The sequence below is a fragment of the Pseudoduganella sp. genome, from assembly GCF_041914865.1.
Taxonomy (GTDB): domain Bacteria; phylum Pseudomonadota; class Gammaproteobacteria; order Burkholderiales; family Burkholderiaceae_D; genus Rugamonas.
In genome coordinates, this window is sequence record NZ_JAYSCO010000025.1 from 45,360 (window position 1) to 71,685 (window position 26,326).

The window sequence follows — 26,326 nt, forward strand, 5'->3', positions numbered from 1 at the left end:
GGGTTGGGGTGGGGGTTGTTGGGTTCGGCTGGGCGCACGGCCCGGGCCCCGGCCCCGGCCCCCCCGCCGGGGGGGGGGGGGGCGCGGCCGGGGGCGACCCGTCGAAAGCCGATGCCGCCGCGCTGCGCCGCCTGTTCCTCGAGCTGCCCGCGCTGGCGGCCGGCCTGCGCGCCTTGCCGATGAAGGAGGGCGACGGCAGCTTCGCGCCCTTGCAGGACACCCTGCGCCGCCTCAAGCTGGCGGCGCTGAGCGCCAGCACCATGCCAGCCCTGACCCACGCCGCGCCCGGCCAGCGCCTGCCAGCGCAGGTGCAGCAGCTGCGCGCCATGCACGCCCAGTCCGCGCAGGCTGCGCTGGACGAAGGCTGGGCGCTGCTGGCAGCCATGCGCTGCGGCCTGGACCCCGCGCGCCTGGACGAAACGGACCGCATGCTCTCTAACCTTGAATACAGCCTGGCCCAGCGCCGCGCCATACAGCCATGAACGCCGCACCGCACGACAGCAGCGCCGAATGCCGCACCATCCTCGCCGATGGCCGCCTGGCCACGGTCAGCGCCACGCGCCGCCCGCGCGGCAACCGGGCCGAGGTCAAATGCGTGGTGCCCGGCGCACCGGCCCTGGGCGAAGCGATGCAGGCCGCCGTGCGCCTGGCGCGCCTGACCGAACCGAGCTTCGACAGCCGCGACCAGGTCGTCCTCGGCATCGACGCCACGCCGGCGGCGGAAGACCGCAACTGGGAACTGGCCGCCGTCCTGGCGGACCGCATGGTGCGCGGCGTATGGCGCCCGTCAACCACATCGCCGGTGGCCGCCGGCTGGTCCGACAACTGGCAGCAGGGTGACGTTTGCGGCGACCCGGCGCAGGCCTGGCCGCTGCTGCTCGCCCATACCGGCGCCGAGCCGGCCGCCGGCACGGCCTGGCTAGGCGCACTTGCAGGCAGCGTGGCCAGCGCGGGCAGCCAGCCGTGGGCGCCGCACGCCATCAGCCACCTCGGCGAACTGACCGGCCACGCCCATCCGCGCGCCGGCATTGCGAGCGCGCGCGCCTGGTTCCCGCTGCACAGCGGCGGCATCAACGATACGCTGGCGTGGGTGGAAGTCAGCATCCGTCCGCTGCCCGCCGGTGAAGCGCACGAGGAGGAAACGACCATCGCCGCGCCCGGGCTCGACCTCGCGCTGCAGCAGTCGGTGCGCCAGACCCTGTCCGGCGCGCGCCATTTCGACGGGAAAGGGCAGGGCCGCTGGAAGACCGCCGTGCGCTTCGGCCAGGACCGACTGCATGGCGAGTCCTGGCAGTTCGCCCTGGTCATGGCCGACCGCCTGGCGCGCGGCCGCGAATTCGTGCCGCGCGGCCGCGTCATCGCCACCGGCAGTTCGAATGCCTGGCACGCTGGCCGCGTCGAGGCGGTGGAGGGGCTGCAGCCCAAGCTGGCGCTGATCCTGGACCAGGCTCGCGCCGGCGACCGCGTGCTGCTGCCCCAGGCATGGCAAGCGGCGGTGCCGCCCGGCTACCGTGCCGCACTGCGCAGCAAAGGCGCCTCGCTCGCTTGCGTGGAAAAGCTGGGATGGATATGAATCGTGCGCAAAGCGGCAACAGGTTGCCTTTGCTACAATCAGCTAGCGCTGGGACAAACAAGGAGTAGGAAATGTTCAAGATGTTTGGTTTGGGCGGCGTCAAGTGCCCGCGCTGCGAGCACCGCAACGGCGACACATCGGGCTACTGCAACCAGTGCGGCCTGACGCTGGGCGCGCCGCGCAGCGAACCTGTGCTGCGCGATAACCGCTGGATCCCCGCCAACGACGAGCTGGCGGTGTATTTCGGCGTGCGCCAGCTGTCCGGCATCTTCACCAAGACCCTGCGCGTGCCGGCCACCACGCGCGCCTACATCCTGCAGGGCGGGCAGGCCACGGAAGTGCCGCAAGGCGAATACGAGCTGGAAGGCTTCTTCACGCGCCTGAACAACCTGCTGCGCGACCAGCACGGCGAAATCCTGATCACGCGCACCACGCCGCTGCCGGTGGAGTTCAATTTTACCGACTTGCATACCGCAGAGTTCCTGAAGCTGGCGGCGCGTTTTACTGTCGGGCTGCAGGTGGAAAACGTACCCGCCTTCGCCCAGCATTTCATGACCGTTCCCGGCACCGTCACAACGCTGCAGCTGCACGACCTGCTGGCGCCCTCGGTGCGCCAGGTGGCCGCCGAGTTCCTGGGCGGCCGCGCCATCCGCGACATGGCCAATACCTCGGCCTTGCGCGAACAGCTCAACGAGCGCCTGCACAGCGCGCTGCGCCAGCGCCTGGCCGAATTCGGCCTGGCGGCGGTGCAGGTCGAAACGCTGGCCTTGCGCCATGATAAGTACGACAACAACCGCGAGCGCGTCGGCAGCCTGTTCCTGGTCGCCGATGAGCGCCAGCTGCAACTGGAGCACGTCAAGCAGCTCGACCAGTTGTACGACGAAGAGGAATGGCAGGCGATCTGGCGCCAGGAGCAGAAAATGCGCAGCGACTACCGCCGCGCCGAGCTGAAACAGGAAGCCGAGGAGCAGATGCTGGCAATCCGCGCGCGCGAAATCGACCTGTACGGCCGCATCCTGGAAGCCAAGACCCGCAAGCAGGCCTTCGAGCGCGGCGCTGGTGCCGCGCTGGCGGACCTGGAGCACGAACTGGCGCGCCGCAAATCGCTGCAGGTGGGCGAAGCGGCCGAATGGGACCAGGTACGCCACCTGGCGCAGATCAAGATGCGCACCGAGATGGAACTGGCGCAGCAGGCCGGCATGGAAGAGAAGGCCCTGGCGCGCCAGCGCTTCTCGCACCTGCTGTACCAGCAGCAGCTGCAGCACCGCATCCAGTCGGCACTGGCGATCGAGGATGAAGAGTATCGCCGCAAGCAGCTGCAGATGCTGCGCCAGGCGGAAACGGAAGCGAAGCAGCGCGAACAGGAAATCGAAGCCGAGCACCACCGCGCGCGCTTCCAGGGCATTGCGCTGGCCAACGCCGCCCGCCACCGCGAAGCGGAGCGCATCCACGAATGGGAGGAGCAGGAGCACCTTGCGCGCAAACGCGAGATGGCGCGCGGCGAAGAAGCGAAGGACGCCGGCGCCAGCGTGCACGTGGCCGAGATCACCGCCCGCCTGGATGAACTGAAACGCAGCGGCGCCACCGCCGAAGCCATCGCCCAGCACGAAAAGCTGTTGCGCACCGTGGAGGCGGATGGCCTGCACCAGCGCCAGGCGCAAGCTCTGGCCCAGCAAGCCATGCTGGACCAGGTGGCGGTCGAAGAGCAGCGCCTGCAGCTGAAGCTGCGCGACCAGGAAGCGCACTGGCAGCAGGCGCTGAAGAAAATGGAGGTCGAGCGCGAGGAACGCTTCAACCGTTGGAAGATCGAATATGAAAGCATGGTCTCGCAACAGGAACATGCCGCCGCCATGGCCCGTATCGACATCGAACGGCTGGAATCGATCGGCCGCATGAGCGATACGGCCAAGATCGCGCTGGCCGCCACGCCCAATGCCGAAGCCTTGTCGCGCCTGATGCGCCAGCAAACCCAGGCCGGCATGTCGCCCGAACAGCTGCAGGCGCTGGCCGGCGTGGTGGCGGCCGAGAACAGCATCAGCGCGGCGGAGGCCATGCGCCTGGCGCGCAGCGAGGTACAGGATGAACGGGCCTACCGCGACAGCAGCGGCGACAAGGAGCGCCAGCACCAGCTGGACCTGCTGCGCACCCAGGGCGCGCGCGCAGTGCCGGCACCGGCGCCGGCGCCGGCCATTACGCCGGACGAGCCGCGCCGCTGCCCGAATGGCCACAGCGTCCCCGGCGCCGCCCGGTTTTGCCCGGAATGCGGCACGCAGATAGCGAGGTAAAGCAAGACAAAAGATGCAGACAGCAAGAGACAAGATTCGCGAACTGCGTGCACTGCACGACGACGGCCTGTTAAGCCTGCAAGAGTTCGACCGGCGCAAGAACGCTATCCTGGATGCCGAGTACGCGCCCCCGGGAGGCAGCGCGCCGCCCGTTGCCGCCAGCGTGCGGGCAGGCACCGAACTTGGCCTGATGGCCGGCCAGGAGATCGGCCCGCACAACCGGCGCTACCGGCTCGAACGCCTGATCGGCATGGGCGGCATGGGCCAGGTGTGGCAAGCGACCGACCTGGCCACGCATGCGGAGTTGGGCCACAGCGCCGTGGTGGCGCTGAAGATCCTGCCGCCCCAGCTGACGCAAAGCCCGGCCCACGCCAAGCTGCTGATCGAAGAAGCGACCCAGGCGCGCCGCCTGGCGCACGACAATATCGTGCGCGTCTATGAATGGGCGCAGGACCCGGCCACCTCCAGCTATTTCATCATCATGGAATGCCTGGAAGGACAGGACCTGGACGCCTGGCTGGCCGAGCATGGCAAGGCCACCCCGGCCCAGGTCGAGCGCATGCTGCGCCCGGTGGCCGATGCGCTGCAATACGCCTGGGACAAGCACCGCCTGGTGCACCGCGACCTGAAGCCCGGGAATGTGTTCCTGACCAAGGCCGGCGAAATCAAGTTGCTGGACTTCGGCATCGCGTCGCGCGCGCGCAGCACCGGCACCGACCTGGGCATGGCCATTCCCAACGCCGGCACCGCCGGTTACCGGGCGCCGGAATCGGGCACCAGCCAGGGCGTGCCGCGCCCGCAGCTGGACGTGTACGCCGTCGCCGTCATGGTCTACCAGCTGCTGGAGGGCCGACTGCCGTTCGAATGTCCCGCGACAGCCCTGCTGGAGCCGGCGCCGCCCGCGGCGCTCACCGCCCAGCAATGGCAGGTGCTGAAACGCGGCCTCTCCATGCGCCCCGAGGACCGCCAGCCGTCGGCGGCAGCCTTGCTGGATGCCTTGCAGGAAGCGGGCGAACCCGGCCCCGAAGAACAGGCAGCGCGCGAGGCGGCACGCAGCGCGGAGCGGGCGGCAACGGAACAGCGCGAGAAGGAGGCACGCGCCGCGCGCGAAGCCCAGTCCCGCGCCGACGCCCAGGCGCGCGCCGAGGAGGCCGAGCGTCGCCGCCTGCAGGAGGCGGAACTGGCGGCGCGGCGCAAAGCCGATGCCCTGGCCGCCGCGCAGGAAAAGGCGCGCCAGGACCAGCTGCGGCGCGAGCAGGAAAAGCAGCGCAAGCAGCAGGCGGAGCAGGAAGCGCGCGAACGCAAGGAGCGCCTGCGCCAGCAGCTTATCGCGCGGCGCGATGCCGACGCGCTGAAGGCGCGTCAGGCCGAGGAAGAACGCCAGCGCAAGCTGGCCCAGCTCAAGGCGGAAGCAGCCTACCGCGCCGAGCAGGAGCGCCACCGCAAGGAGCAGGCCGCGCGCAAGGCGGCCGAACTGGCGGCGCTGCTGCCATCCGCCAGCAGCCCGGTGGCCGATGCGGAGGGCGTGCTGCGCGACCGCTTCCTCGATGGCAGCGGCGTCGGTCCCGACCTGGTGCTGATCCCCACCGGCCGCTTCCAGATGGGGTCGACCGAGTACGAGCATTCGATTGCGGTGAAGGCGGGCGCGCAGAAAGCCTGGCTCGACCGCGAGCTGCCGGCGCACTGGGTCGGCATCGAACAGTCCTTTGCGCTGGGGCGCTACCCGGTCACGGTCGGCGAATGGCGCACCTTCGTGCAGGCCACCGGCTGGGAATCGAAGCTCGATGTGGACTGGCAGGCGCCCGGCTTCAAACAGGACGAGCGGCACCCGGTGGTGTGCGTCACCTGGCACGATGCCCAGCTTTACCTGCAGTGGCTGGGCGAAAAGACCGGCCAGCTGTATCGCCTGCCGAGCGAATCGGAATGGGAGTACGCCTGCCGCGCCGGCACCCGCAGCGCCTTCAGTTTCGGCGACGAGATCACGCCCGAACACGCCAACTACGACGGCCATTTCACCTACAACAACGGGCCGAAAGGCAGCAGCCATGGCGGCACCACGCGCGTCGGCAGCTACCAGCCCAACCCCTGGGGCCTGTTCGACATGCACGGCAATGTGTGGGAATGGACGCAGGACACCATGCACGAAAACTACCTTGGCGCCCCGGTCGACGGCAGCGCCTGGGAGCAGGGCGGCGACCAGGCGCGCCGCATCCTGCGCGGCGGCGCGTGGCTGTACCAGCCGCGCTATCTGAGGGCAGCGCTGCGCAACGGTTACTCGGCCCTGCTGGCAAATGACGTGGTGGGCTTCCGCGTGGCGCGCAAACTGGTGTAAATTGCGCTATGTCTTAACCATCAGGAACCATGATGACTGTAAAAGTAGTCCGCGACCAATCGCTCCCAATGCGCCACATCCTGCATGTGCGCGACCATATCGTTTCCGTTGATGGCACGGTCGAAGAGGGCGGCAACGACGCCGGCCCGTCGCCGCACGACCTGTACGACGCCGCGGTCAGCGCGTGCAAGGCGCTCACCGTGGTCTGGTACGCGCGCCGCAAAGGCATTCCGGTCGAGGATGTGCAAGTCACCACCGAGCGCGATGCCAGCGAGGAGCGCAAGGGTGTCTACCGCCTGGCCGCCACGCTGCACCTGAGCGGCGCGCTGAGCGACGAACAGCGTGAGGAACTGCTGGCCATCGCGCAAAAGTGCCCGGTGCACAAGCTGATGACCGCCGTCACCACCGAGATCACCACCCAGCTGGGATAACCATGACAATCGCGCATCTCCTGAAAGGCCATGAGAAGGACCTGGGCGGCGGCTTCATCGTGCGCCGCTACCTGCCGGCCGCGGTCAAGCAGGCTGTGGGTCCCTTCATCTTCTTCGACCATTTCGGCCCGGTCGATGTCCCGGCCAACGCCGACCATGACGTGCGGCCGCACCCGCACATCGGCCTGTCCACCGTGACCTACCTGTTCGAAGGGGCGATGGAGCACCGCGACAGCCTGGGCACCTTCCAGCGCATCGAACCGGGCGCCATCAACCTGATGACGGCCGGGCGCGGCATCGTGCATTCGGAACGCACGCCGAAAGAACTGGTCGGCGTGCCGCACCGCACGCACGGCTTGCAGCTGTGGTGCGCGCTGCCCAAGGCGCACGAGGAAGACGAGCCGTCCTTCCAGCACACGCCCGCCAGCGCCATTCCGGAGCTGGAGGTGGACGGCGCCAAGGTGCGGGTGCTGATCGGCTCCGCTTTCGGCCAGACTTCGCCGGTCAAAGCGTTCAGCCACACCCTGTACCTGGACGTGAGCCTGCAGGCCGGCCAGCAGCTGGCCCTGACCGGCCTGCCGCCCGAAGCGGCGGTCTATCCGGTCAGCGGCGCGCTCGAGATCGACGGCGCGCCGGTGCCGCAGCACATGATGGCGCTGCTCGACACTTCGGCGTCGCAGCGTGTGACGGCGCAGACCGACGCGCAGTTCGTCATCATCGGCGGCGACGCGCTGGATGGACACCGCTTCCTGTTCTGGAACTTTGTCTCGTCGAGTAAAGAGCGCCTGCTGCAGGCGGCGGATGACTGGGAGGCGCAACGCTTCCCGCAAGTGCCCGGCGAAACGGAATTCATTCCCTTGCCGAAAAAGCCTGCGGCTTAAGCGGTAGCGTGGGCGGCGACCGTGCTGTGCGCGGTCGTCCCGCTACGGATGATCCAGTGTTCCGGATACGGATCGCTGGCAAAGCGCGTATGCGCCGGGACGCGGCTCAGCTTCTCCTGCTTGGGCGTGGGCGCCAGCGCGGTTTCCTTGCCGGTCAGCTGGTCGATATGCCAGAAGCCGCCCTCGTGGTGCATCAGCAGGGGCAGGGTGGATGCCGCCGGCAGCGCATGGTGGCGCGGCACCGGATAGCCGGGATGGGTGTCGCGCGCCAGCAGCACGAAGCATTCGGCGCGCGCGCCATGGTCGATGCGGTGCAGGATCACGCCGTGTGGCATGACCGCGCTTACTTCCAGCAGCACGATGCCCTTGATGCTGGCGCTCATTTCGATCTTCATGCCGGTGCGCAGCGCTACCGGCTTGTTCTTGCCGGGCCACACGCCATCCAGCAGCAGGCCGTAGCGCGACACATCCTCGATTTCAAAACCGTGCTTGCCGCGCCGGATCACGGCGTGGCGGCCCGACAGGCGGCGCGTCAGGCCGTCCGTGTCCGGGCCGTCGGCGCAGAAATGCTGCAGCAGGGCGTCGGCTTCCGGATCGACCAGTTCAAAGCGGCCCAGGCAGATTTCATCCTGCGCGAACAGGCGGATATGGCGGCAGGCGCCGCCCTCCGGCGCCGCATTGATGAAACTCGCCGCCAGCGTGGGGTGCGGGTGGGTCGGGCCGCTGCGCGGCTGCTCGATCTCGATCAGGTCCTCGTCCCAGGCGATGGTGGAATAGCCGACGTCCACCTTGCCCGGCGGCGCGCCGAGGTCGAGGTGGGCGATGCCGGCATTGCGCGCGGTAACGTCGATATCCATGGTGTTGCCGCCCTGGGCGGAAACGCGCGCGATCGCCGCGTCGTCCGCCATCACCCGCACATTCTTGTGGGTGCTGAGGAAGGTGCGGTGGATTTCATTCAGGCTGGCGTCGATGCGCGGCACCAGGATGACAAATGTGCATTCCCACTGGCGCTGCGCCTGTTCGCCCCTGGAGACGATGTCGGCATGGATCTGGTACTGGCCGTGCTCCTTGCCGCGCGATGAGAATTCGACGAACACCGGGCGCCAGTCGCCATGCACGGAGCGGATGAACTGCTGCTGCAGCGCGCCGTGCGGGATCAGTTCCGAGCGCAGGCGGATGGACAGCTGCGGCGCGCAATCCTGCGGCATGCCGCGCAGCTCCATCTTCAGCGACTGGCGGCCGCCCGCCGCGCGCGGGTCAAACCCGCTGATATGCAGTTGTGGATGGACCCGTGCCGGTGCGGTATAGCTGCTGGCCGCCGCCGGCGCCTGCGGGCCGCCGCGTGCGTTGCGCATGGCGCTGAGCAGCCCGAAACTGCCGCCTTCCCCAGCCTGGGCGGATTGCTCGTGGCCGCCCGCGCACGTGCTTTCCCCTGGCATGACCCAGTAGGTGCAATGCGGGTGGTCGGGATTACAGCACTTGTTCATGGATTGGCGGTCGTCGGGATACCGCAACTTTACGCGGTTTTCCCTATGGTTGGCAACCGGCCGTTCCCTTGATCAGGGCTGTTTTTACCCCTGTTTTCGCGCTGCGGGCAAAGCGCAACGTTTTAGTAGCAGGATGACATGGTTTTGCATCACTCGGCTTGCCTTCTTAACCACAAGCTGCTGGCCCAACCTGTTTGCATCCTGCCATCGGTTTCGGCGCGCACCTGCCACCAGTCGCCGCTGCGGATGCCGGTCGGCGTGACCAGGGTGCCGGCCGGGATGGTCGCCAGGCGCGCCGCGCCGGTGCCGGCTGCAACGCGCAGGTTCAAGTCCCGGTGCACGCGGAACGGCCGGTTGTCCGCCGCCACATCGGCGGCAGCGGCGCTGCGCGCGACCGCCGCGACCGCCGCGGCCGGTGCGGCCGGTTCGGACGCGGCCTGCGCGGCTGCCTTGCCGCCGAATGCCTGCAGCAACAGCGCCCCGATGCACCAGGTGCCGGCGGCGACCAGTCCCAGGTTGCGCAGGGTGGGCCGGTGCCACCAGCGGCTGGGTGTCAGGTAGCAAGCCAGTACCAGGGTCGCGGCCAGCCCGCCCAGGTAGGCCGCGAAGGGCAGGTAGGCGTCCATCCCGTCAGCCCTCATAGCGCAGCACATAGCTGCCGGCCACCAGGTGTTGGCCCGCCTCCAGCAGGCAGCCCTCGTCGCCGATCGGGCCGAGCAGCTGCATGCCGGCATCCAGCCGGTACAGCACCTGCGATTCCGACAGGCGGCGGATGGCCAGGCCCTGCGCCCCCGCCTCGCAGCTGAACGCCTTGCGCGAAAGGCCGAGGCGATCCGGGCTCGAAGGCGTTGCCGCTTCCAGCATCCACGGCTGGTCCAGCACGCGCAGCGCCGACAGGGCGGGCATGCTGCGCCCGAATTCCAGCGCACCGCCCGGCAGCAGGGGCATGGCCAGCGGCTGCGGCAGCGTGAGCAGCGCCAGGTAGCGGTCGCGCATCTTGTCCGGCGCCGGCTGCAGCTGGATGGTGCGGCCGGGCGATGCCCCGGGCGCCAGGGCGGCCGGCAAGGTGATCGCCTGCCGGCCAGCGGCGGACACCGCGCACAGCGTGTCGTCCGCCCCGGCAATGACGGTAAGGGCGCGTTCGGCGTCGGCATTGCGGCCAATGGCGAGGCCTGGCGCGAAAGGAATGTGCAGGGCCAGCGCCCCGGTACTGCGGTAAAGGCTCAGGCGCGGAATCGCCAGCGCCACCAGCGTCAGGCGCTGCAAGGCGCCCGGTGCGAACGTGGCATCGCTTTCCCCTGGCCGCATCGCCCCCCCGGCCGTGGTACGTGGCTGCGCCGGGCGGGCTTGCGGCAGCGCCGTTTCGTCCGCAGCGGGGCCGCTGCGCGGCTGCCACACGGCCGGAGCGGCCTGCGAGGCCGGTGTGGCCGGCGCGGCCGGCGGCTGGGACGAGGCCTGCCTCGGCGCGCCGGCTGCGCGCGTCACTTTCAGCAGCAGGCGCGGTCCGTGGCCGCCTTTGGCGCACAGCGCATAGGCGCCCAGGCTGGCGTCGAACACGCAATCGAGCGCCTCTTTCGGCCGCACCTGTACGACCAGGTCCGACTCCGGGCCGTCGTTGACCAGCAGCACGCCGCCCTGGTCGCCGAAAGGCCAGCCCGGCGCCGGCAGCCCGCCCGCGCCGCCCAGCAGGGCCAGGCGCTGTCCCGCGTACACGGCGCAAGCGGGTTTCCACACCGCGCCGTCGCGCGACGTGGCGATGTTGAACAGGGCTTTCTCGCCGCCGGCCGGCAGGTAGACCGCGTGGCCGAAGCGCACGGCGATTTCGCCCGGCGCCAGCTGCTCGTCACCGGCCACGTCGTAGCGTACTTCCTCGCTGCCCAGCAGGTCGCCGAAGTCTTTCTGGTGCAGTGTCGCCAGCGTTTCGGCCAGTTCGCGCGCGCGGTTGCCGCGCGTCAGGTGGTAATCGTCGTCTACATCGTCCTGCGGAAGGCGCAGCTGGATGTGGGAGAAGCAGCGTACCGGCGCGCGTCCGCGCAACTCGCGCGGCGAACGCTCCAGCAGGTCGCGCAGTAGCGGGCGGCGCGAGAACAGGGCAAAACCGGGCGCCTGCCAGATCGCCTCGGCATTGAACACGTCTGGAATGCGGTCCAGGACTTCATGTTGGACATAGGTGGGCATGGTGTTACTCCTCGTTGGATGCGGCACTGAGCCCTAGCAGGGGGAGCAGCAAAAACAGCAGGTGGCTGCCGCCGGCGGAGAGGAAGGACATGGGCTGGCCCATCACTGGCAGGATCGCCAGGTTGGTCGACCAGGACAGCAGCAAATGCCCGGCCACGAACGCGGCGCCGCCGCACAGGGCAAAGCAGCGGAAGCGTGCCGCCCAGGCCTGCTGGTAGGCGCGCGCGGCAACGGCCTGGCGCTGCGCGCACACTGCTTGCCACAGCAGGGCCGCCAGGAATGCCGCCTGCAGCAGCCAGAGTGCCATGGCCGCCAGCAAGCCGTGGCGGTTGAGGAAGAACGCGGGCGCGAAGTCGTCCTGCACGGCGGGGATGGCGCTCGCCTCGCCAACCGGCAGGCCGGCCGAGCGCAGGCCAAAGCTGCTGTCCGCGCCCGCCAGGCCGCCCTGCGCAATGGCGGCGGCGGCGCGCAGCACTTGCTGTCCCGTGTGCGGATGTTCGCCCGGGGCCAGCCAGACCTGGAAGCGGTCGGCATAGAAGCTGGCGGGCAGGGCGCCAGGGCCGGCATCGCGCAAGGCGCCAATGCCGGCGAGGGTCGCCGCGCCGGCCGCCAGGAGCAGCACCGCCTTCAAGCGCTGGCCGCTGGCGCAGGCATATGCCAGCGCCATCCCGGCAGCCCACAGCAGCAGCAGGAGCAGCGGCGAATAGTCGTCCACCTGCAACAGGGCCATCGCCAGCAAGGCAAGGAAGAGCAGGACAGGCGCCGCCAACGCCAGCCAGCGTTCAGCAGTGGTCTGGTACTGCGGACCGTCGTGCCAGGTGAAGCGCAGCGCCAGGCAATGCGCGGTCAGCGCGCACAAAGAGAGCTTTGCCAGTTCCACCGGCTGCATGTCGAACACACCGGTTTCATCGCCCCACAGCACCTGCGCGGCCAGCGCCGCCAGGGCCAGCAACGCCAGGGCGAGCAGGGCACGCTCGACAGCGCGCGGCGTCCCGGCTGCATCGCGCCAGGCGGCGGGCGCCAGGCGCCACAAGCCCAATGCGCCCAGCCCCACGGCCAGCAGGGCGGCCATCTTCTGGAAGTAGCGCAGGTCGCCGCCGCCCAGCCCCAGTTCCAGTTGCACCAGCAGGCCGCCCGCGAGGAGCAGCATTGCACAGCCATTGGCCACGGTGCGTGCGCCGGGCGCGGCCAGCCAGCTGCCGACCGCCAATGCTGCCAGCAAGAGCAGCAACGCCGCTGGCGCGGGCTGGCCGGCCCGTTGCAGCGCCATGGCCAGCAGGCCGCCCGCCAGCAGCGCAACGGCGGATGCCGCCTGCGCCAGGGTTCCGCCCCGGCTGGTGCGGGCCGCCTGCCGCAACCCGCCGGCCGCCAGCGCCACGGCGAGCGCCAGCACGAACGCCGCCTGCAGCGGGCCGGATGGCAGCGCCGGCCACAACGCGCGCCGCGACCATTGCCATTCGACTTGCGCCGGCAGCTCCACGCTGGGCGCCGAGAACAGCGGCAGGCGTCGCTGCGGTTGCAGGATGAGGGAATCGACGCTGTCGCCAGCGTCCCCGCCGGCCCCGCTGTCCAGTTGCAGCCGCATGGCACCGATGGCGATCGACTGCACGTCCAGCAGCGGCCGGGGGGCATGCTCCAGGTCCGTCATGCGCAGCGTGCCATCGCCTGAACGGCTGATGGCCGCCGCATCGGGCAACACATCGGCAATGCCGATGCGGTTCCCGCAATGCAGGCTGCCGCCCAGGCTGAGGGGACGGGCCAGTGTGAGTGCCGCCGGCGCCAGCCGGTTCCACCAGGCGGCAAGGCGCACACTCCAGCGCGCGTCGGGACAGGCAGCCTGGGGCTGGCCATTGCGCAGCAGGCGCGCGCCATCATACTGCCAGGCGCTGCCCGCGAACTGGAAGGCCACCGAACCTTGCGGCGCTGGCATCCGCTCGACACGGTTGCCGCCGGGGAGCACCAGGTATGCGGCGGGAAGGGGAACGGTGGCGAGGCTCTCCGGCGCGGCATTGGCACGCAGCAGGACCGGCGTGCGCGCCTGCCCTGGCCCTGCAGCCAGCAGCCAGCGGCCATTCGCATCGCGCTGGATCGAGACAGGCGCCAGCGGCTCCAGCGATACCGCCTGGCCGGGAGCCAGGCGCAGCGTCACCGCATGCGGCGCCCACATGGCCGGCGCGCGCAGCAGGGCGCCCAGCAGCAGCAAGCCAAGAAAAGCCAGCAGCACCAGCAAAGCGCGCCATGCCGGCAGCGCCGCGCGCGGCGCCTCTGGCGCCGCATCGTGCGCGGTCACGCAGCGCGCAGGCATGGCTGCTCCGAGGCCGGGATGCGATCCAGCAGGCGGCTGATATGCAGCGCATTGCGTGGGCGGTCCGCCGGCGCGGGCGCCAGCAAAGTGCGCAGCAGCGACAGCGCGGGATCCAGCGCCGCCACAGGCAAGGCAGCCGCAAACCTGTCCTCATCAGCAGCCAGCAAGGTCGCCGGCACGCCGCCATGGCGCGCCAGCAGGTCGGCCGCCCCATCCGCCAGGCGCCCGCGATACGCCTCGCCGCACTCCGCGCAATAGGAAAGCGAGTCGCCGCCGGTCACCACATAAAACAGCAAGGCGCCCAGGGCGAAATAGTCGCTGAAGCTGCCGGTCGCATAGCCGCCCCCCGCAGCGGGGAAGAACTGCTCCGGCGCCTGCCACTGCGCAGTGCCGCAATAGCTGTGCGGCTCAAGCGCGGCAAGACGGCGGCTGGTGCCGAAATCCGCCAGTTTCACGCGGTCCAGCCACGGATCGACCAGCACGTTGGCGGGCTTCAGGTCCAGGTAGCGCCAGCCGTACTGGTGCACCTTGGCCAGGGCCTGGTTCAGCTGGCGCATCCAGCCCAGGGCCCGCGCCAGCGACGGCGCGCCGCAAGCCGCGATATGGCGTCCCAGGTCCTGGCCCAGCAGCTCCAGCGCCTGCACCGGCAAACCCTGGTGCCAGCCGCTGTCCAGCAAGCGCACGATATGGCACTCATCCCAGGGCTCGAGCGATTGCAGGAAGGCGATCTCCGCCTCGGCACTGGCGATCCAGCGCGAACGCAAGGCGGGCGCCGCCCGTTCCATCTGCGCCGCGTTCACCAGCTTGAGCGCCACATCGCCCGAACCATACGGCCCGCTGGCGCGCCACACCAGCCCATAAGCCGAGGCAGCAATTGGCTGCTGCAGGCGGTACTGCCCCAATTCCAATGTAATGATGTCATCAATTTGCGCCATGGTGTCCTCCACGCCACACTTGCCGGGGGAGTTGGAAACTAAAACTTTGCCAAGACGTTGCCATTAGTTAATATGGCCTCGACTACTGAATGGAGTTGCAGGAATGGCATTATTTAAGAAACTGTTCGCTTTCCGCGATCCGCGCCGCGCCGCACGGGAAAGCCTGCACCGGCAGGCCATCGAACGCACCCGCCTCGACCCGCTGCAAGGCGCCAAGGCCGGCAGCCGCGAGCTGGTGCGCATCGTGACCGAGCAACTGCAATCGCGCGGCGACAGCCGCCCGGAATCGCTGCTGTGCGCCCTGGGCGCGCTAGCCGGCTTCGCCTGCCAGGTCAGCGCCCGCACCAACGCCTTCGCCCACGGCATGCCGCAGCGCGACTACCTGGCCGAAGACCTGAGCCTGTTGTTGTTCGGGATGGAATATTCGGTATGGGGACTGGTGGCCGGCGCCGCGCGCCACAACGGCTGCATGAACTTCCCCGAACCGGCGGAAATCTGGGCCCACGTGGGCAAGAGCCTGGGCACGCCCGAATTCGGGATCCCGCGCATCCCCGGCCAGCACGCAGCGCGCCAGCTGCCAGCCGACTACCTGCGCCTGTTCTGGCCGATGCTGAAGCCTGTGATTGCACGCTTCTGCAACAATCCAGCGCACTGGCCGATCATGTGCTCGCTCGCCTTGCAGCAAGCCATCGAAAAAGGGCAGGGCAGGATTGATGCCGAAATGGCGATGCGGATGGCGCTCGAATCCGCCCTGCCAATGGCCCGCATCCACGCCGACTTCAGCTAACAAAAAAAATGGGGACGTACCCCATTTAATGGGAAATTTCCCATTAAATGGGGTACGTCCCCATTTTTTTGGCAATTAATCGTGGCGGTGGTGGCGGTGGTGGCGATGGCCGTGGCCGCGGTGGTGGCGGTCGCCGTAGTAGTAGACCGGGCGCGATTCGACGTAGACCGGGGCCGGTTCGTAGTAGACGCGCGGCGCGGGCTGGTAGTAGACGCGGGCCGGTGGGGTGTAATACACCGGGGCGGGTTCGTAGTAGACCGGGGCCGGCTGTGCGTAGACGCGGGTCTGCACGTAACCGCGGCGATGGCGGCCGTCCGAACTCAGCGCATTGCCCACTGCCGCACCTACCAGGCCGCCCACTACGGCGCCGCCGCTGCCATTCTGGCTGCCGATGGCCGCGCCGAGCACGGCGCCAGCTGCGGTGTTGAAGTCACGGTCGCCGGCTGCAAAAGCGGCGGAGGAGGCGGTCAGGGCTGCACCCATCAGCATCAGCCCGGCAAAACGTTTGTTGAACATGGTAAGTCCCCTTGTTGTGGTCAATCCTTGGAGCTTAGGTTAACCACGCACAATTGCTTGCGCCACTGCATATACACATTCTTACAAACTGCACAGTAGCGGAAGATTTGTATCGTTAAGTTGCCCTTCCTGCAGAACGTTTCTAAATCGGCTATTGTTTCAAGTTCCGAGCGAAACTTTACCTTCACACAGGAAACGCATGAACCTCCGCAAGCCCGCCTTCACCGCCCTGTTTGTTTGCCTGCTGGGCGCAGGTTTCTCCGGCATCGCCAGCGCTGCCGGCCCGAACGACCCAGCCGTGCTGGGCAAGATCCGTGACGCCGCCATGCAAAGCGACTGGTCCTACCAGCGCCTGGAAGATATGACCGACCTGGTCGGCCCGCGCCTGTCCGGTTCGGCTGGCGACGCGGCTGCCGTTGAACAGGTTGCCGCCGCCATGCGCGCGCTGGGCGCCAAGGTCACCCTGCAGCCGGTGAAAGTGCCGCACTGGGTGCGCGGCGAGGAAAAGGGTGAGCTGGTCGATTACAAGGGGCGTCCCGCCAACATCACCCAGCGCGTGGTGCTGACCGCACTCGGCGGCTCCGGCGCCACCCCGGCCAGCGGCCTGACCGCGCCGGTCGTGCTGGTCAAGGATTTCGATGAGCTGCAAGCGCGGGCGGCGGAAGTGAAGGGCGCCATCGTCCTGTTCGACGTTGTGTTCGACCAGGGCATGGCCGACCGCGGCCTGGCCGGCAACGCCTACGGCCAGGGCTCGCGCTACCGCAGCACCGGCCCGGCGCGCGCGGCCGAACTGGGCGCGGTGGCTGCACTGGTGCGCTCGGTGGGCGGCGCCAACTACCGCCTGCCGCACACCGGCGCCACCAATATGAAGGACGGCCAGCGCATCCCCGCCGCCGCCGTCACGGCCGAAGACGCCATGCTGATCGGCCGCCTGCTGAAGCGCGGCCCGGTCAAGCTGAAGCTGACCCTGACGCCGCAGATCCTGCCGGATGCCGACAGCTTCAACGTCATCGCCGACCTGCCGGGAAGCGACAAGGCGGATGAAGTGGTGATCGTCTCCGGCCACCTCGATTCCTGGGACCTGGGCACCGGTGCGCATGACGATGCCACCGGCGTGACCGCCTCCATGGGCGTGCTGCACACGATCAAGCAACTGGGCCTGCAACCGCGCCGCACCATCCGCATGGTGGCGTGGGCCAACGAGGAGAACGGCCTGCGCGGCGGCAATACCTACTACCAGGCCAACAAGGACAAGCTGGAGAAGCAGTACGCGGCGATTGAAAGCGACGGCGGCGTGGGCCGCACCTTCGGCGTGCAGGGCAGCGTACGGCGCGAGGCCGAGAAGTATTTCGCCCCGCTGCAGAAGGCCCTGCTGCCGATCGGCGCCAGTGTCTTCAACCGCCGCGACTCCGCCTCCGGCGCCGACGTCCACCAGCTGGAAGCGGGCGGCGTGCCATCGTTCATGCCCTATGTCGACACCAGCGCCTACTTCGACTACCACCATACCCCAGCGGACACCTTCGACAAAGTCGACCCGCTGAACATGAAGCGCCACGTCGCCGTGCTGTCCGCGCTGAGCTGGTACCTCGCCAACACCGACGACCCGATCGGCCGCGCCCCCGATCAGAAGTAAAGCGGCCGCCGGACGCCTGTCACAGCGCGTTGAGGGGGATCTTGAGGTAGCGCACGCCGTTGTCCTCTTCCTCCGGCAGGTGGCCGGCGCTGAGGTTGACCTGGATGGCCGGCAGGATCAGCACCGGCATCTGCAGCGTGGCGTCGCGTTTGGTGCGCATGTCGACAAATTCCGCTTCGCTGATGCCGTCGCGGATGTGGATGTTGGCGGCGCGCTGTTCGGCGACCGTCACTTCCCATTTCGGCGCGCGGCCGGCAGGCGGGTAGTCGTGGCACATGAACAGGCGGGTCTCCGGCGGCAGCGCGAGCAGGCGCTGCACGGATCGATACAGGTCGCTGGCGCAGCCGCCCGGGAAATCGCAGCGGGCGCTGCCCACGTCGGGCATGAACATGGTGTCGCCCACAAACACGGCATCGCCGACCTGGTAGGCCATGTCGGCCGGCGTATGGCCCGGCACGTGCAGGGCGCGCGCTTCCAGGCGGCCGATCATGAAGGCTTCGTCGGCCTGGAACAGGTGGTCGAACTGGGACCCGTCTTCCTTTTCCCCTTTGCGGTTGAAGATGGCGGAGAAGGCATGCTGCACCTTGCAGATGCCGGCGCCGATGCCGATCCGGCCGCCCAGCTGTTCCTGCAGGTAGGGCGCGGCCGACAGGTGGTCGGCGTGGGCGTGGGTTTCCAGCAGCCAGGTGGCGTTCAGGCGGTGTTCGCGCACGAAGGCGATCACCTTGTCGGCCGAAACAGTGGAGGTGCGGCCCGACTTGGGCTCGTAGTCCAGTACCGAATCGATGATGGCGCAATCGCTGCCATCCGCTTCATACACCACATAGCTGACGGTCGACGTGTTCGGGTCGAAAAAACCCTGGATCTGAGGCTTCATAGCAAAATAATAGGTTAAACCAGGCGCTGCCATTATAAAGAATCCTGATATGGCGGGCGAGGCTTATGCGTTTTACGATGCAAGCAGCTGGTGTGCGCGCTCCACCATGTCGCCATGCTAAGATTTCCTGGCAGTGCTGGCGGAAGGAGCCCTTCATGCGTCTCGCGTGTAGTGTACCGTGGTTGGGACTGGCATTCGGCGGCCTGGCATGGGCTGGCGAGGGGGCGGCTACGCCCGACAACTTCGCCAATATGTCGCTCGAGGAGTTGAGCGACGTGCGCGTGGTCTCGGTCTCCCGGCGCGAGGAGCGGCTGGGCGACGCCCCGGCGTCGATCTTCGTCATCACCGCCGAAGACGTGCGGCGCGCCGGTGCGCGCAGCCTGCCCGAGGCGTTGCGCCTGGCGCCCAACCTGCACGTGGCGGCGGCGCCGGCCGGGGCCTATGCCATCACGGCGCGCGGCTTTTCCGGCAACGGCACGAATAAGCAGCTGGTCATGATCGACGGCCGTTCCATTTATTCCCCCCTGTTCTCCGGCGTGTTCTGGGATGCGCAGTACCTGCCCATGGAGTCCATCGAACGGATCGAGGTGGTCAGCGGCCCGGGCGGTACGCTGTGGGGCACCAATGCCATGAATGGCGTGATCAACATCATCACCAAGCCGGCGGCCGCGATGGCGGGCAGCGTGCTCGATGCGACCTGGGGCACCTACCAGTCCGGCCTGTCGCTCAGCCACGGCGCCGCGGCGAAGGATGGCGCCTGGCGCGCCTATGCCATGGATTACGCCATGCCGTCCGGCGAGCGCTTGTCCGGCGCGGCGCTGGGCGATGCCTGGCACTTTGCGCAGGCCGGCTTCCGGCGCGACTGGGATATGGGGAACGACAGCCTGACCCTGCAGGGCGATATCTACCGTAGCGGCAAGGGGCAGGTGGCAACGCGGGCGATGCCGCGTCCGGCGCAGGCGCGCCTGCGCGGGGGCAACCTGCTGGCGCACTGGTCGCGCCAGCAGCGCGATGGCGTCAGCTGGAGCCTGGTGGCGTATGCCGACCATGCGGAACGCGAGCATACCGGCGCCTTCCTCGACACCCTGGACGTGCTGGATGTGCAGGGCAGCTTCAACCTGCCGCAACTGGGCCGGCATGCGCTGGCGCTCGGCGGCGGCTACCGTTTCGCGCGCGACCGCGTGACCAATATCAGCGGCATCGCCTTCCTGCCGCCGCATACCACGCTGCGCTGGGCCAACCTGCTGGCGCAGGATACCGTCTCGCTCAACGAGCAGCTGAATCTGATCGCGGGCCTGCGCCTGGAGCGCAATGCCTACACCGGCACCGAGTTCCTGCCCAACCTGCGCCTGTCATGGAAGGCAACCGACGAAGCGCTGTTCTGGACTTCGCTCTCGCGCACCGTGCGCGCGCCGACGCGGCTGGACCGGGATACCTATATCGTGCAGGGCGCCGTCAGCCTGCGCGCCGGCCCGCATTTCGAGTCCGAGGTGGCCAAGGTGCTGGAGCTGGGCTACCGGCAGCAGCTGGGCAACCGCGCCAATTTTTCGGTCACGCTGTTCGGCGCGCGCTACGACCGGCTGCGCACGGTGAGGGCGGTGCGCCTGCCGGTGCAGTTCACCATCGCCAACGATATGGAGGGCAGCACGCGCGGCGTGGAGGCCTGGGGCAATGTGCAGCTGGCGCGGGACTGGCGCCTGGGCCTGGGCCTGAGCGCCATGCACGAGGAATTCAGGATGAAGCCGGGCGTCCAGGAAATCGCCAATTCCACCCGCGAGAACTTTGACCCGGTGCATACCGCGCGCGTACGCTCCTCCTGGACGCTGGGGGAAGGGCGCGACCTGGACCTGACGCTGCGCCGCGTCGGCCGCTTGCGCTTCACCGATATCCCGGGCTACACGGCGCTCGACCTGAACCTGAACTGGCGCCTGCGCCCCGGGCTGGAGCTGCAGCTCGGCGCCAGCAATGCCCTGGACCGCGAACACGAGGAAATCCGCGCCAACCAGGTGAGCGAACCCCGGCTGTCGCTTGGGCGCGGCGTTTATGCCAGGTTCATAAGCCGCTTCTAAGGCGCTCATGTTAATATCGCAGCCCATGAAATCCATGATCCGTGTCATTGCGCTTTGGCTGATGCTGGTGGCTGTGCCCTTCCAGGGCTTTGCCGCGGCCAGCATGCAGCTGTGCGGCGTCGCCATGCCGGCGCCGCAGGCAGGCGGGCACGATCATTCCGCCATGACGGTGCAGGCGGATTCCCACCACGATTGCAGCAGCAGCGCCAAATGCGCCAGCATGGGCGATTGCTGCCTGGGTGCCGCGCTGGCCTATGCCACGCCGCGCGCGGCCACGGCGCCGCAGCCCGGCACGCGCCTGCGCCTGGCCGAACCTGCGCCGCCGGCGCCGGTCGACCTGGCGCTGCCCAAACGACCGCCCCGAGCAGCCTTTGCCTGATCCGTGCCGGCCTTTGCGGCCCGGCTTATCCTGCATCCCCGCGCAGGACGACCTAGCATTGGAAAATACATCATGAACCAAGCATTCAAGCTGGCGGCTGCTGCCGCCACGGTGGTGCTGCTGTCCGGATGCGCCACGTTTTCGAACGATGGCGGCTTCGGCGCAGTCGCGCAAGCCACCAAAACCCGCAGCGGCGCCGACACGCGCATGCTGCGCAATGAGGAAGACCAGCGTGCGCTGGACGCCCAGCTGCGCAAGCTGCTGGCCGAACCGCTCAGCGCCGACGCCGCCGTGCAGGTGGCGCTGCTGAACAACCGCAGCCTGCAGGCGCGCTACTGGGACCTGGGCATCGCCGAGGCGGAGCTGGTGCAGGCTGGCCGGCTGGCCAATCCCGGCTTCAGTTTCAAGCGCAGCCACGGCGGCGGCGACGTCGCCATCGAGCGCACCCTGAGCCTGAATTTCATCCAGCTGCTGACGATGCCGCTGGCCAGCCGCATCGAGGCGCAGCGCTTCGAGCAGGTCAAGCTGGAGCTGGCCGGCGAAGCGGTCGGCATGGCGCACCAGGCGCGCCTGGCATGGATCGAGGCGGTGGCCGCGCAGCAGGGCGTGGAATACGCGCAGCAGATCAGCGACGCCGCCGAAGCGAGCGGTGAACTGGCCAAGCGCATGCAGGCTGCCGGCAACTGGAGCAAGTACGACGCGGCGCGCGAACAGGCCTTCCACGCCGACGCCATGGCCGACGTGGCGCGCGCCCGCAAGGCGGCCACCGCCAGCCGCGAGAAGCTGGCGCGCTTGCTGGGCATCCCGGCCGCCGCCCCCGGCCAGGCCGGCGCGGCAACGGACGGGCAGGCCCTCGCGTTCCGCCTGCCGGCGCGCTTGCCGGAGCTGCCCGCCGCGCAGCGCAACGTGGTCGATGCCGAAGCCCTCGCGCTGCGCGACCGGCTGGACGTGCAGGCCGCCCGCATGGCGAGCGAGCACACCGCCCGCTCGCTGGGCCTGAACAAGGCGACGCGCTTCATCAACGTGCTGGAGCTGAGCGCCATCCGCGAGCGTGAAGGCGACCATCGTTCGCGCGGCTATGAAATCTCCCTGGAAGTGCCGCTGTTCGACTGGGGCGGCGCGCGTGTGGCGCATGCCGAGGCGACCTATATGCAGTCGCTCAACCTGCTGGCTGCCGCCGCCGTCAACGCCCGCAGCGAGGCGCGCGAAAGCCGTGAGGACTACCAAGCCTCCTACGAGCTGGCCAAGCATTACCGCGACGTCGTCATTCCGCTGCGCCAGAAGATCTCGGAAGAGACGCTGCTGCGCTACAACGGCATGCTGCTGTCGGTATTCGAGCTGCTGGCCGATGCCCGCGAGCAGACTGCCGCTGTCAACAATTACATCACCGCGCTGAAGGAATTCTGGATCGCGGACGCGAACCTGGATGCCGCGGTCGGCGGCAAAGGAGTAGAAAAATGAGTAACCGTCGATCCTTCCTCGCAAACGGCGCCGCGGCCCTGATCGGCGCCGGCCTGGTAAGCCGTGCCGGCGCCGCCGGCCTGCCGGAAGCGCCTGTGCAAGCCAGCGCAAGCACCGCACCGCCGCTGCTGCCGCCCAACGGCCGCCCGTACAACCCCGTCGTCACCCTGAACGGCTGGAGCCTGCCCTGGCGCATGAAGGATGGCGTCAAAGAGTTCCACCTGGTGGCCGAACCGGTGGTGCGCGAAATCGCCCCCGGCATGTACGCCAGGATGTGGGGCTACAATGGCCAGAGCCCCGGCCCGACCATCGAAGTGGTGGAGGGCGACCGCGTGCGCATCTTCGTCACCAACAAGCTGCCCGAGCACACCAGCGTGCACTGGCACGGCCAGATCCTGCCGAGCGGCATGGACGGCGTGTCGGGCCTGAGCCAGCCTGCCATCCAGCCGGGCAAGACGTTCGTCTATGAGTTTGTGGCCAGGCACGCCGGCACCTTCATGTACCATCCGCATGCGGATGAAATGGTGCAGATGGCCATGGGCATGATGGGCTTCTGGGTGACGCATCCGAAAGACCCGCGCCAGCACGCGGTGGACCGCGACTTCGTGTTCCTGCTCAGCGCTTACGATATCGAGCCGGGCAGCATGGTCCCCAAGGTCAATACGATGATGGACTTTAATATCTGGACGTTCAACAGCCGCGCCTTCCCAGGCATCGATCCCTTGATCGTGCGCCAGGGCGACCGCGTGCGCATCCGTGCCGGCAACCTGACCATGACCAACCACCCGCTGCATATCCACGGCCACAAGTTCGAGGTGACCGGCACCGACGGCGGCTGGGTGCCGCCCACCGCGCGCTGGCCGGAGGTGACCACCGATGTCGCGGTTGGCCAGATGCGCGCCATCGAGTTCATCGCCGACAACCCTGGCGACTGGGCCTTCCATTGCCATAAATCGCACCACACCATGAACGCCATGGGCCACGATGTGCCGACCCTGATCGGTGTCGACCACCGCGGCGTGGCGGAGAAAATCAGCAAGCTGGTGCCGGGTTATATGGTGATGGGCGACAAGGGCGGCTCCATGGCAGGCATGGAGATGGAAATCCCGGAGAACACGCTGCCGATGATGACCGGTACCGGCCCGTATGGCGATCTCGAGATGGGCGGCATGTTCACGGTGATGAAAGTGCGCCCCGACCAGAAGCGCGGCGACTACTCCGATCCGGGCTGGTACAAGGCGCCGAAAGGCACCACCGCCTACGAATGGACCGGCGAGCTGCCGCCCGCCGTGGCCGCGCCGGTCAAGCCGGTGCCGGAGGGCGCCAAGCCGGTGCAGGTAACGCGCGACAAGGACAAGGGGCACAACCATCACTAAGCAACTGCGCTACCTTGCGAAGTGGAGCCTGCTCGCCAGCCTGGTTGCCCTGCTGGCGGGCAGCGCTTCGGCCTTCTTCCTGGTGGCGCTGGATGTGGCAACGGCCTGGCGCGAGGCCTACCGCTGGATGGTGTGGCTGCTGCCGCTGGCCGGCTTCGCGGTCGGCTGGCTGTACCTGCAGGTCGGCCAGAGCGTGGAAGCCGGCAACAACCTGCTGATCGACGAAATCCACGACCCGAAAAAGGTGGTGCCGCTGCGCCTGGCGCCGCTGATCCTGTGCAGCACCGTGGTGTCGCACCTGTTCGGCGCCTCGGTCGGGCGCGAAGGCACGGCGGTGCAGATGGGCGGCGCACTGGCCGACCAGCTCACCCACGTTTTCCGCCTGCGCCGCGAGGACCGCAGCGTGGTGCTGATGGCCGGTATCAGCGCCGGCTTCGCTTCCGTGTTCGGCACGCCCTTGGCGGGGGCGATCTTCGGCCTGGAAGTGCTGTTCGTCGGCCGCATGCGCCTGGGGGCAATCTATCCCTGCCTGCTGGCGGCTTTGCTGGCCGACCAGGTGACGCGCTGGTGGGGCGTCGGGCACACCCACTTTGCCGCCGGCCCACTCGGCGCGCCGGAAGGCTCGCTCTGGCTGGCGCTGGCGGCGATCCTCGCGGCGGGCATCGTATTCGGCCTGGCGGGACGCGCTTTCGCCGCCGCCACGCATGGCCTGGCGGCATGGATGAAAGTGCGCTTTGCCTACGCACCATTGCGCCCGCTGGTCGGCGGCCTGGTGATCGCATCCGTGCTGGGCCTGTCCGGCGCGGCGGGCATCGGTATCGACCTGCATCGCTACCTCGGCCTGGGCATCGGCCCGATGGTGGAAGCCTTCCGCGTCCCGCTCGACTGGTGGGACTGGCTCGGCAAGTTCATCTTCACGGTCGGCTCGCTGGGCAGCGGCTTCAAGGGCGGCGAAGTGACGCCGCTGTTCTACATCGGCGCCACCCTGGGCAACGCCCTGGCGCCATTGCTGCATCTGCCTTTCCCGCTGCTGGCGGCACTCGGATTCGTCGCGGTGTTTGCCGGCGCAGCCAATACACCGTTGGCCTGCACCGTCATGGCGATGGAGCTGTTCGGCCCGGAAATCGGTCCCTATGCGGCCCTGGCCTGCGCGGTCGCCTATATGTTCTCCGGCCAGTCAGGCATCTATCGCGCCCAGCGCCGGGACCCGGCAGCCTAAGCGTTCCGCCAGGCCGCGCGCATCCAGCGGCGGTGCATATTGAAGTGCCATCGAGTTTAGCGCGCCCTGCGTTTCAGGACGGTAAGCGCCGCCAGTCCGGCCAGCAGCATGGCGTACTGGCCCGGTTCAGGGATCGGCAGCGGTGCACCGCCCACCGTAATGGCGTCGAACGCCAGGCCGGAATCGAAGTCGGCATCTTCCCAGTTGGTGACGCCGAACTCCAGGCGGTAGGTGCCGGCGCTGGCGATCGTGTAGCGGGCGCGCACCCAGCCGGTGGCGCCGCAGCCTGTGTCATAGCACTCGTCCGCGTCGGGGCCGAGCGGCGCCCAGTCGGTCTGGCCTTCGACGATGGGGACGGGGAAGGGCGTCAGGGTCGCTTGCGGCGCGGGCAGCTCAAAGCCCGGCACGGCGTTGCCGGCCGAGTTGGTGCGGGCCGTGAAGAGCATGGCGACTTGCGCATTGTCCTGGTCCAGCAGGCGCGCCCACGCGTAATCGGCGAAACCGGCACCGTCGGTGCTGACATAGTTGAAGCGGAAGTCGAGCAGGGACCCGGCGCCGGCATCGAAGGACACCGAGTGCAAGGTGCTGCCATTGACATCCTCGCCACCGCTGCCGACGCCGGGCAGTGCGGCCGACACCGTGCTGCCGTAGGTCGAGATCCAGCCGTAGGCGCTGCCGCCGCCAGGCGCCAGCGGCACAACGCCATTCGCGCCGGACGTGCCGCAACTGCCACGGCATTCCCAGTAGGCGGGGATGCCGCCATCAAAAGTGCCCGCTGCGGCAGGCGCCGCCCAGGCGAGCGCGATAAGCGCGCTGACGAAGAGTTTTCTTGTTTGCATTTGACCACCCCGTTGGAGAACCGTCCCCATTCTCCATCGCTTATGCGCTTCCGCCGAAAGCCTGTGCCAATCGTGCGCGTACGGCCCATAGCAGTTTCCGGAAGGCGAGCCAACAGTAATGCCGGCGGGGTGTGTCCGCGAGGGCTAGCGGAAGGGCGAGCTGTCGCCGGGCCAGGTCGTGTCGGACAGTGGCTTTCCTGCGCAGCGCTCAGGGTCCGTCAGCGCGCCCGTCTGCAGGCCACGGCAGGCCCAGATCGCGCTGCCGTTCTCGCCACGGTACTGATCCCAGGCCCAGTCGCGGTCCGTCACGGCTGCCGGTTCCGCGGGGGAGGAAGTGCCGCCGAGGTAGATGCTGGTGCCGACGCCAACTTCCACATCATGGTGCTTGCTGGCCGCGACCGCCAGGGCCACCACACCAGCCGCCACGCCCACCGCCACCATGGTCTCGCGCTTTTTGATGACCTCCGGGCAGGATGCCTCAGCCACGCCGCGCCGGCCCAGTTCCATGCGCAGGGCGTTGGCGAAATCCATATCCGGGGCGTTGTTGGCCAGCGTCTTGCACATTTCAAAAGGGCTGGCAGCGGACGGGTTGGCGTAAAAGCCGTCGCGGCCTATGCCGGCGCAGCCGGCCAGCAAAGCTGCCAGGGCAGCGGCATGGATCAGGTTCTTCATCGGATGTGCTCCGAGAAACCCCGTCCTTCAGGGCGAGGAGTGGAAGGAGCCGACAGCGAAGCTGTCGTTCTCCTTGAGATTAGTGAAATAC

Annotated in this window: 21 protein-coding genes and 1 pseudogene; 13 read left to right on the forward strand and 9 right to left on the reverse strand. The window is 68.4% G+C overall.

Translation table 11 applies throughout. The features are described from left to right. From ACE3TQ_RS13655 to ACE3TQ_RS13680, 6 genes and pseudogenes are all read left to right on the forward strand, one after another. A pseudogene (locus ACE3TQ_RS13655) lies at window positions 1–482 on the forward strand (hypothetical protein); the annotation flags it as partial. Continuing rightward, a complete protein-coding gene (locus ACE3TQ_RS13660; RefSeq protein ID WP_374582797.1) occupies window positions 479–1,573 on the forward strand; it encodes a hypothetical protein in 1,095 nt (364 codons plus the stop codon). The pseudogene ACE3TQ_RS13655 and the gene ACE3TQ_RS13660, both read left to right, overlap by 4 nt. A gap of 71 nt (window positions 1,574–1,644) precedes the next feature. Then, window positions 1,645–3,858, forward strand: coding sequence for an SPFH domain-containing protein (locus ACE3TQ_RS13665; protein WP_374582798.1), 2,214 nt, complete (start codon window positions 1,645–1,647; stop codon window positions 3,856–3,858). 13 nt (window positions 3,859–3,871) lie between these two features. Continuing rightward, complete coding sequence (locus tag ACE3TQ_RS13670) at window positions 3,872–6,190, forward strand: SUMF1/EgtB/PvdO family nonheme iron enzyme (protein ID WP_374582800.1); 2,319 nt, start codon at window positions 3,872–3,874, stop codon at window positions 6,188–6,190. A gap of 32 nt (window positions 6,191–6,222) precedes the next feature. Then, window positions 6,223–6,621, forward strand: a complete 399-nt coding sequence (locus ACE3TQ_RS13675) for an OsmC family protein (RefSeq protein ID WP_374582819.1) — start codon at window positions 6,223–6,225, stop codon at window positions 6,619–6,621. A gap of 2 nt (window positions 6,622–6,623) precedes the next feature. After that, complete coding sequence (locus ACE3TQ_RS13680) at window positions 6,624–7,502, forward strand: pirin family protein (RefSeq protein WP_374582801.1); 879 nt, start codon at window positions 6,624–6,626, stop codon at window positions 7,500–7,502. Here ACE3TQ_RS13680 and ACE3TQ_RS13685 read toward each other — a convergent pair. The 5 genes from ACE3TQ_RS13685 to ACE3TQ_RS13705 all read right to left on the reverse strand — a co-directional run bounded on the left by ACE3TQ_RS13685 (window position 7,499) and on the right by ACE3TQ_RS13705 (window position 14,407). Continuing rightward, complete coding sequence (locus tag ACE3TQ_RS13685; protein ID WP_374582802.1) at window positions 7,499–8,989, reverse strand: FHA domain-containing protein; 1,491 nt, start codon at window positions 8,987–8,989, stop codon at window positions 7,499–7,501. The genes ACE3TQ_RS13680 and ACE3TQ_RS13685 overlap by 4 nt on opposite strands. 149 nt (window positions 8,990–9,138) lie before the next feature. Beyond that, complete coding sequence (locus ACE3TQ_RS13690) at window positions 9,139–9,615, reverse strand: SH3 domain-containing protein (RefSeq protein ID WP_374582804.1); 477 nt, start codon at window positions 9,613–9,615, stop codon at window positions 9,139–9,141. Window positions 9,616–9,619: 4 nt separating this feature from the next. Then, on the reverse strand, window positions 9,620–11,167 hold the full coding sequence (locus ACE3TQ_RS13695; protein WP_374582805.1) for a hypothetical protein: 1,548 nt from the start codon (window positions 11,165–11,167) through the stop codon (window positions 9,620–9,622). 4 nt (window positions 11,168–11,171) lie between these two features. Then, a complete protein-coding gene (locus tag ACE3TQ_RS13700; protein WP_374582806.1) occupies window positions 11,172–13,472 on the reverse strand; it encodes an FtsW/RodA/SpoVE family cell cycle protein in 2,301 nt (766 codons plus the stop codon). Next, window positions 13,454–14,407, reverse strand: coding sequence for a protein kinase (locus ACE3TQ_RS13705; RefSeq protein ID WP_374582807.1), 954 nt, complete (start codon window positions 14,405–14,407; stop codon window positions 13,454–13,456). Before ACE3TQ_RS13705 ends, ACE3TQ_RS13700 begins: the two co-directional genes overlap by 19 nt. Window positions 14,408–14,510: 103 nt before the next feature. Between ACE3TQ_RS13705 and ACE3TQ_RS13710 the strand changes: the two genes are divergently transcribed. Beyond that, window positions 14,511–15,194: a hypothetical protein gene (locus ACE3TQ_RS13710; protein WP_374582808.1), complete on the forward strand. Its 684-nt coding sequence runs from the start codon at window positions 14,511–14,513 to the stop codon at window positions 15,192–15,194. 75 nt (window positions 15,195–15,269) lie between these two features. Here the strand turns inward: ACE3TQ_RS13710 and ACE3TQ_RS13715 are convergent, their stop codons facing one another. Next, window positions 15,270–15,710: a hypothetical protein gene (locus tag ACE3TQ_RS13715; RefSeq protein ID WP_374582809.1), complete on the reverse strand. Its 441-nt coding sequence runs from the start codon at window positions 15,708–15,710 to the stop codon at window positions 15,270–15,272. Window positions 15,711–15,909: 199 nt separating this feature from the next. Between ACE3TQ_RS13715 and ACE3TQ_RS13720 the strand changes: the two genes are divergently transcribed. Then, window positions 15,910–17,343 (forward strand): M20/M25/M40 family metallo-hydrolase, encoded by a 1,434-nt coding sequence (locus ACE3TQ_RS13720; RefSeq protein WP_374582810.1) that lies wholly within the window; start codon window positions 15,910–15,912, stop codon window positions 17,341–17,343. 19 nt (window positions 17,344–17,362) lie between these two features. Here the strand turns inward: ACE3TQ_RS13720 and ACE3TQ_RS13725 are convergent, their stop codons facing one another. Further along, window positions 17,363–18,220, reverse strand: coding sequence for an MBL fold metallo-hydrolase (locus ACE3TQ_RS13725; protein WP_374582811.1), 858 nt, complete (start codon window positions 18,218–18,220; stop codon window positions 17,363–17,365). A gap of 155 nt (window positions 18,221–18,375) precedes the next feature. Here ACE3TQ_RS13725 and ACE3TQ_RS13730 point away from each other — a divergent pair, with 155 nt between their 5' ends. The 5 genes from ACE3TQ_RS13730 to ACE3TQ_RS13750 all read left to right on the forward strand — a co-directional run bounded on the left by ACE3TQ_RS13730 (window position 18,376) and on the right by ACE3TQ_RS13750 (window position 24,724). Next, entirely contained in the window at window positions 18,376–20,289 is a 1,914-nt protein-coding gene (locus ACE3TQ_RS13730) for a TonB-dependent receptor plug domain-containing protein (protein ID WP_374582812.1), read from the forward strand. Between the two features lie 34 nt (window positions 20,290–20,323). After that, window positions 20,324–20,668: a hypothetical protein gene (locus ACE3TQ_RS13735; RefSeq protein ID WP_374582813.1), complete on the forward strand. Its 345-nt coding sequence runs from the start codon at window positions 20,324–20,326 to the stop codon at window positions 20,666–20,668. A gap of 72 nt (window positions 20,669–20,740) precedes the next feature. Continuing rightward, window positions 20,741–22,129 (forward strand): TolC family protein, encoded by a 1,389-nt coding sequence (locus tag ACE3TQ_RS13740; RefSeq protein ID WP_374582814.1) that lies wholly within the window; start codon window positions 20,741–20,743, stop codon window positions 22,127–22,129. Continuing rightward, window positions 22,126–23,505, forward strand: coding sequence for a multicopper oxidase family protein (locus ACE3TQ_RS13745; protein ID WP_374582815.1), 1,380 nt, complete (start codon window positions 22,126–22,128; stop codon window positions 23,503–23,505). Before ACE3TQ_RS13740 ends, ACE3TQ_RS13745 begins: the two co-directional genes overlap by 4 nt. 94 nt (window positions 23,506–23,599) lie before the next feature. Next, on the forward strand, window positions 23,600–24,724 hold the full coding sequence (locus ACE3TQ_RS13750; protein WP_374582816.1) for a chloride channel protein: 1,125 nt from the start codon (window positions 23,600–23,602) through the stop codon (window positions 24,722–24,724). 56 nt (window positions 24,725–24,780) lie between these two features. On the opposite strand, the gene ACE3TQ_RS13755 is transcribed toward ACE3TQ_RS13750, so the two are convergent. After that, window positions 24,781–25,563: an NF038132 family protein gene (locus ACE3TQ_RS13755; RefSeq protein ID WP_374582817.1), complete on the reverse strand. Its 783-nt coding sequence runs from the start codon at window positions 25,561–25,563 to the stop codon at window positions 24,781–24,783. Between the two features lie 144 nt (window positions 25,564–25,707). Continuing rightward, window positions 25,708–26,235 carry a hypothetical protein gene (locus tag ACE3TQ_RS13760; protein ID WP_374582818.1) on the reverse strand — a complete coding sequence of 176 codons (528 nt, stop codon included), beginning with the start codon at window positions 26,233–26,235 and terminating at the stop codon, window positions 25,708–25,710. Between the last annotated feature and the right edge of the window lie 91 nt (window positions 26,236–26,326).

What these genes read in the sequence shown, in the direction of transcription:
- ACE3TQ_RS13660 (WP_374582797.1), top strand. Translation starts at nt 479, where the DNA reads ATGAACGCCGCACCGCACGACAGCAGCGCCGAATGCCGCACCATCCTC.
- ACE3TQ_RS13665 (WP_374582798.1), top strand. Translation starts at nt 1,645, where the DNA reads ATGTTCAAGATGTTTGGTTTGGGCGGCGTCAAGTGCCCGCGCTGCGAG.
- ACE3TQ_RS13670 (WP_374582800.1), top strand. Translation starts at nt 3,872, where the DNA reads ATGCAGACAGCAAGAGACAAGATTCGCGAACTGCGTGCACTGCACGAC.
- ACE3TQ_RS13675 (WP_374582819.1), top strand. Translation starts at nt 6,223, where the DNA reads ATGACTGTAAAAGTAGTCCGCGACCAATCGCTCCCAATGCGCCACATC.
- ACE3TQ_RS13680 (WP_374582801.1), top strand. Translation starts at nt 6,624, where the DNA reads ATGACAATCGCGCATCTCCTGAAAGGCCATGAGAAGGACCTGGGCGGC.
- ACE3TQ_RS13685 (WP_374582802.1), bottom strand. Translation starts at nt 8,989, where the DNA reads ATGAACAAGTGCTGTAATCCCGACCACCCGCATTGCACCTACTGGGTC.
- ACE3TQ_RS13690 (WP_374582804.1), bottom strand. Translation starts at nt 9,615, where the DNA reads ATGGACGCCTACCTGCCCTTCGCGGCCTACCTGGGCGGGCTGGCCGCG.
- ACE3TQ_RS13695 (WP_374582805.1), bottom strand. Translation starts at nt 11,167, where the DNA reads ATGCCCACCTATGTCCAACATGAAGTCCTGGACCGCATTCCAGACGTG.
- ACE3TQ_RS13700 (WP_374582806.1), bottom strand. Translation starts at nt 13,472, where the DNA reads ATGCCTGCGCGCTGCGTGACCGCGCACGATGCGGCGCCAGAGGCGCCG.
- ACE3TQ_RS13705 (WP_374582807.1), bottom strand. Translation starts at nt 14,407, where the DNA reads ATGGCGCAAATTGATGACATCATTACATTGGAATTGGGGCAGTACCGC.
- ACE3TQ_RS13710 (WP_374582808.1), top strand. Translation starts at nt 14,511, where the DNA reads ATGGCATTATTTAAGAAACTGTTCGCTTTCCGCGATCCGCGCCGCGCC.
- ACE3TQ_RS13715 (WP_374582809.1), bottom strand. Translation starts at nt 15,710, where the DNA reads ATGTTCAACAAACGTTTTGCCGGGCTGATGCTGATGGGTGCAGCCCTG.
- ACE3TQ_RS13720 (WP_374582810.1), top strand. Translation starts at nt 15,910, where the DNA reads ATGAACCTCCGCAAGCCCGCCTTCACCGCCCTGTTTGTTTGCCTGCTG.
- ACE3TQ_RS13725 (WP_374582811.1), bottom strand. Translation starts at nt 18,220, where the DNA reads ATGAAGCCTCAGATCCAGGGTTTTTTCGACCCGAACACGTCGACCGTC.
- ACE3TQ_RS13730 (WP_374582812.1), top strand. Translation starts at nt 18,376, where the DNA reads ATGCGTCTCGCGTGTAGTGTACCGTGGTTGGGACTGGCATTCGGCGGC.
- ACE3TQ_RS13735 (WP_374582813.1), top strand. Translation starts at nt 20,324, where the DNA reads ATGATCCGTGTCATTGCGCTTTGGCTGATGCTGGTGGCTGTGCCCTTC.
- ACE3TQ_RS13740 (WP_374582814.1), top strand. Translation starts at nt 20,741, where the DNA reads ATGAACCAAGCATTCAAGCTGGCGGCTGCTGCCGCCACGGTGGTGCTG.
- ACE3TQ_RS13745 (WP_374582815.1), top strand. Translation starts at nt 22,126, where the DNA reads ATGAGTAACCGTCGATCCTTCCTCGCAAACGGCGCCGCGGCCCTGATC.
- ACE3TQ_RS13755 (WP_374582817.1), bottom strand. Translation starts at nt 25,563, where the DNA reads ATGCAAACAAGAAAACTCTTCGTCAGCGCGCTTATCGCGCTCGCCTGG.
- ACE3TQ_RS13760 (WP_374582818.1), bottom strand. Translation starts at nt 26,235, where the DNA reads ATGAAGAACCTGATCCATGCCGCTGCCCTGGCAGCTTTGCTGGCCGGC.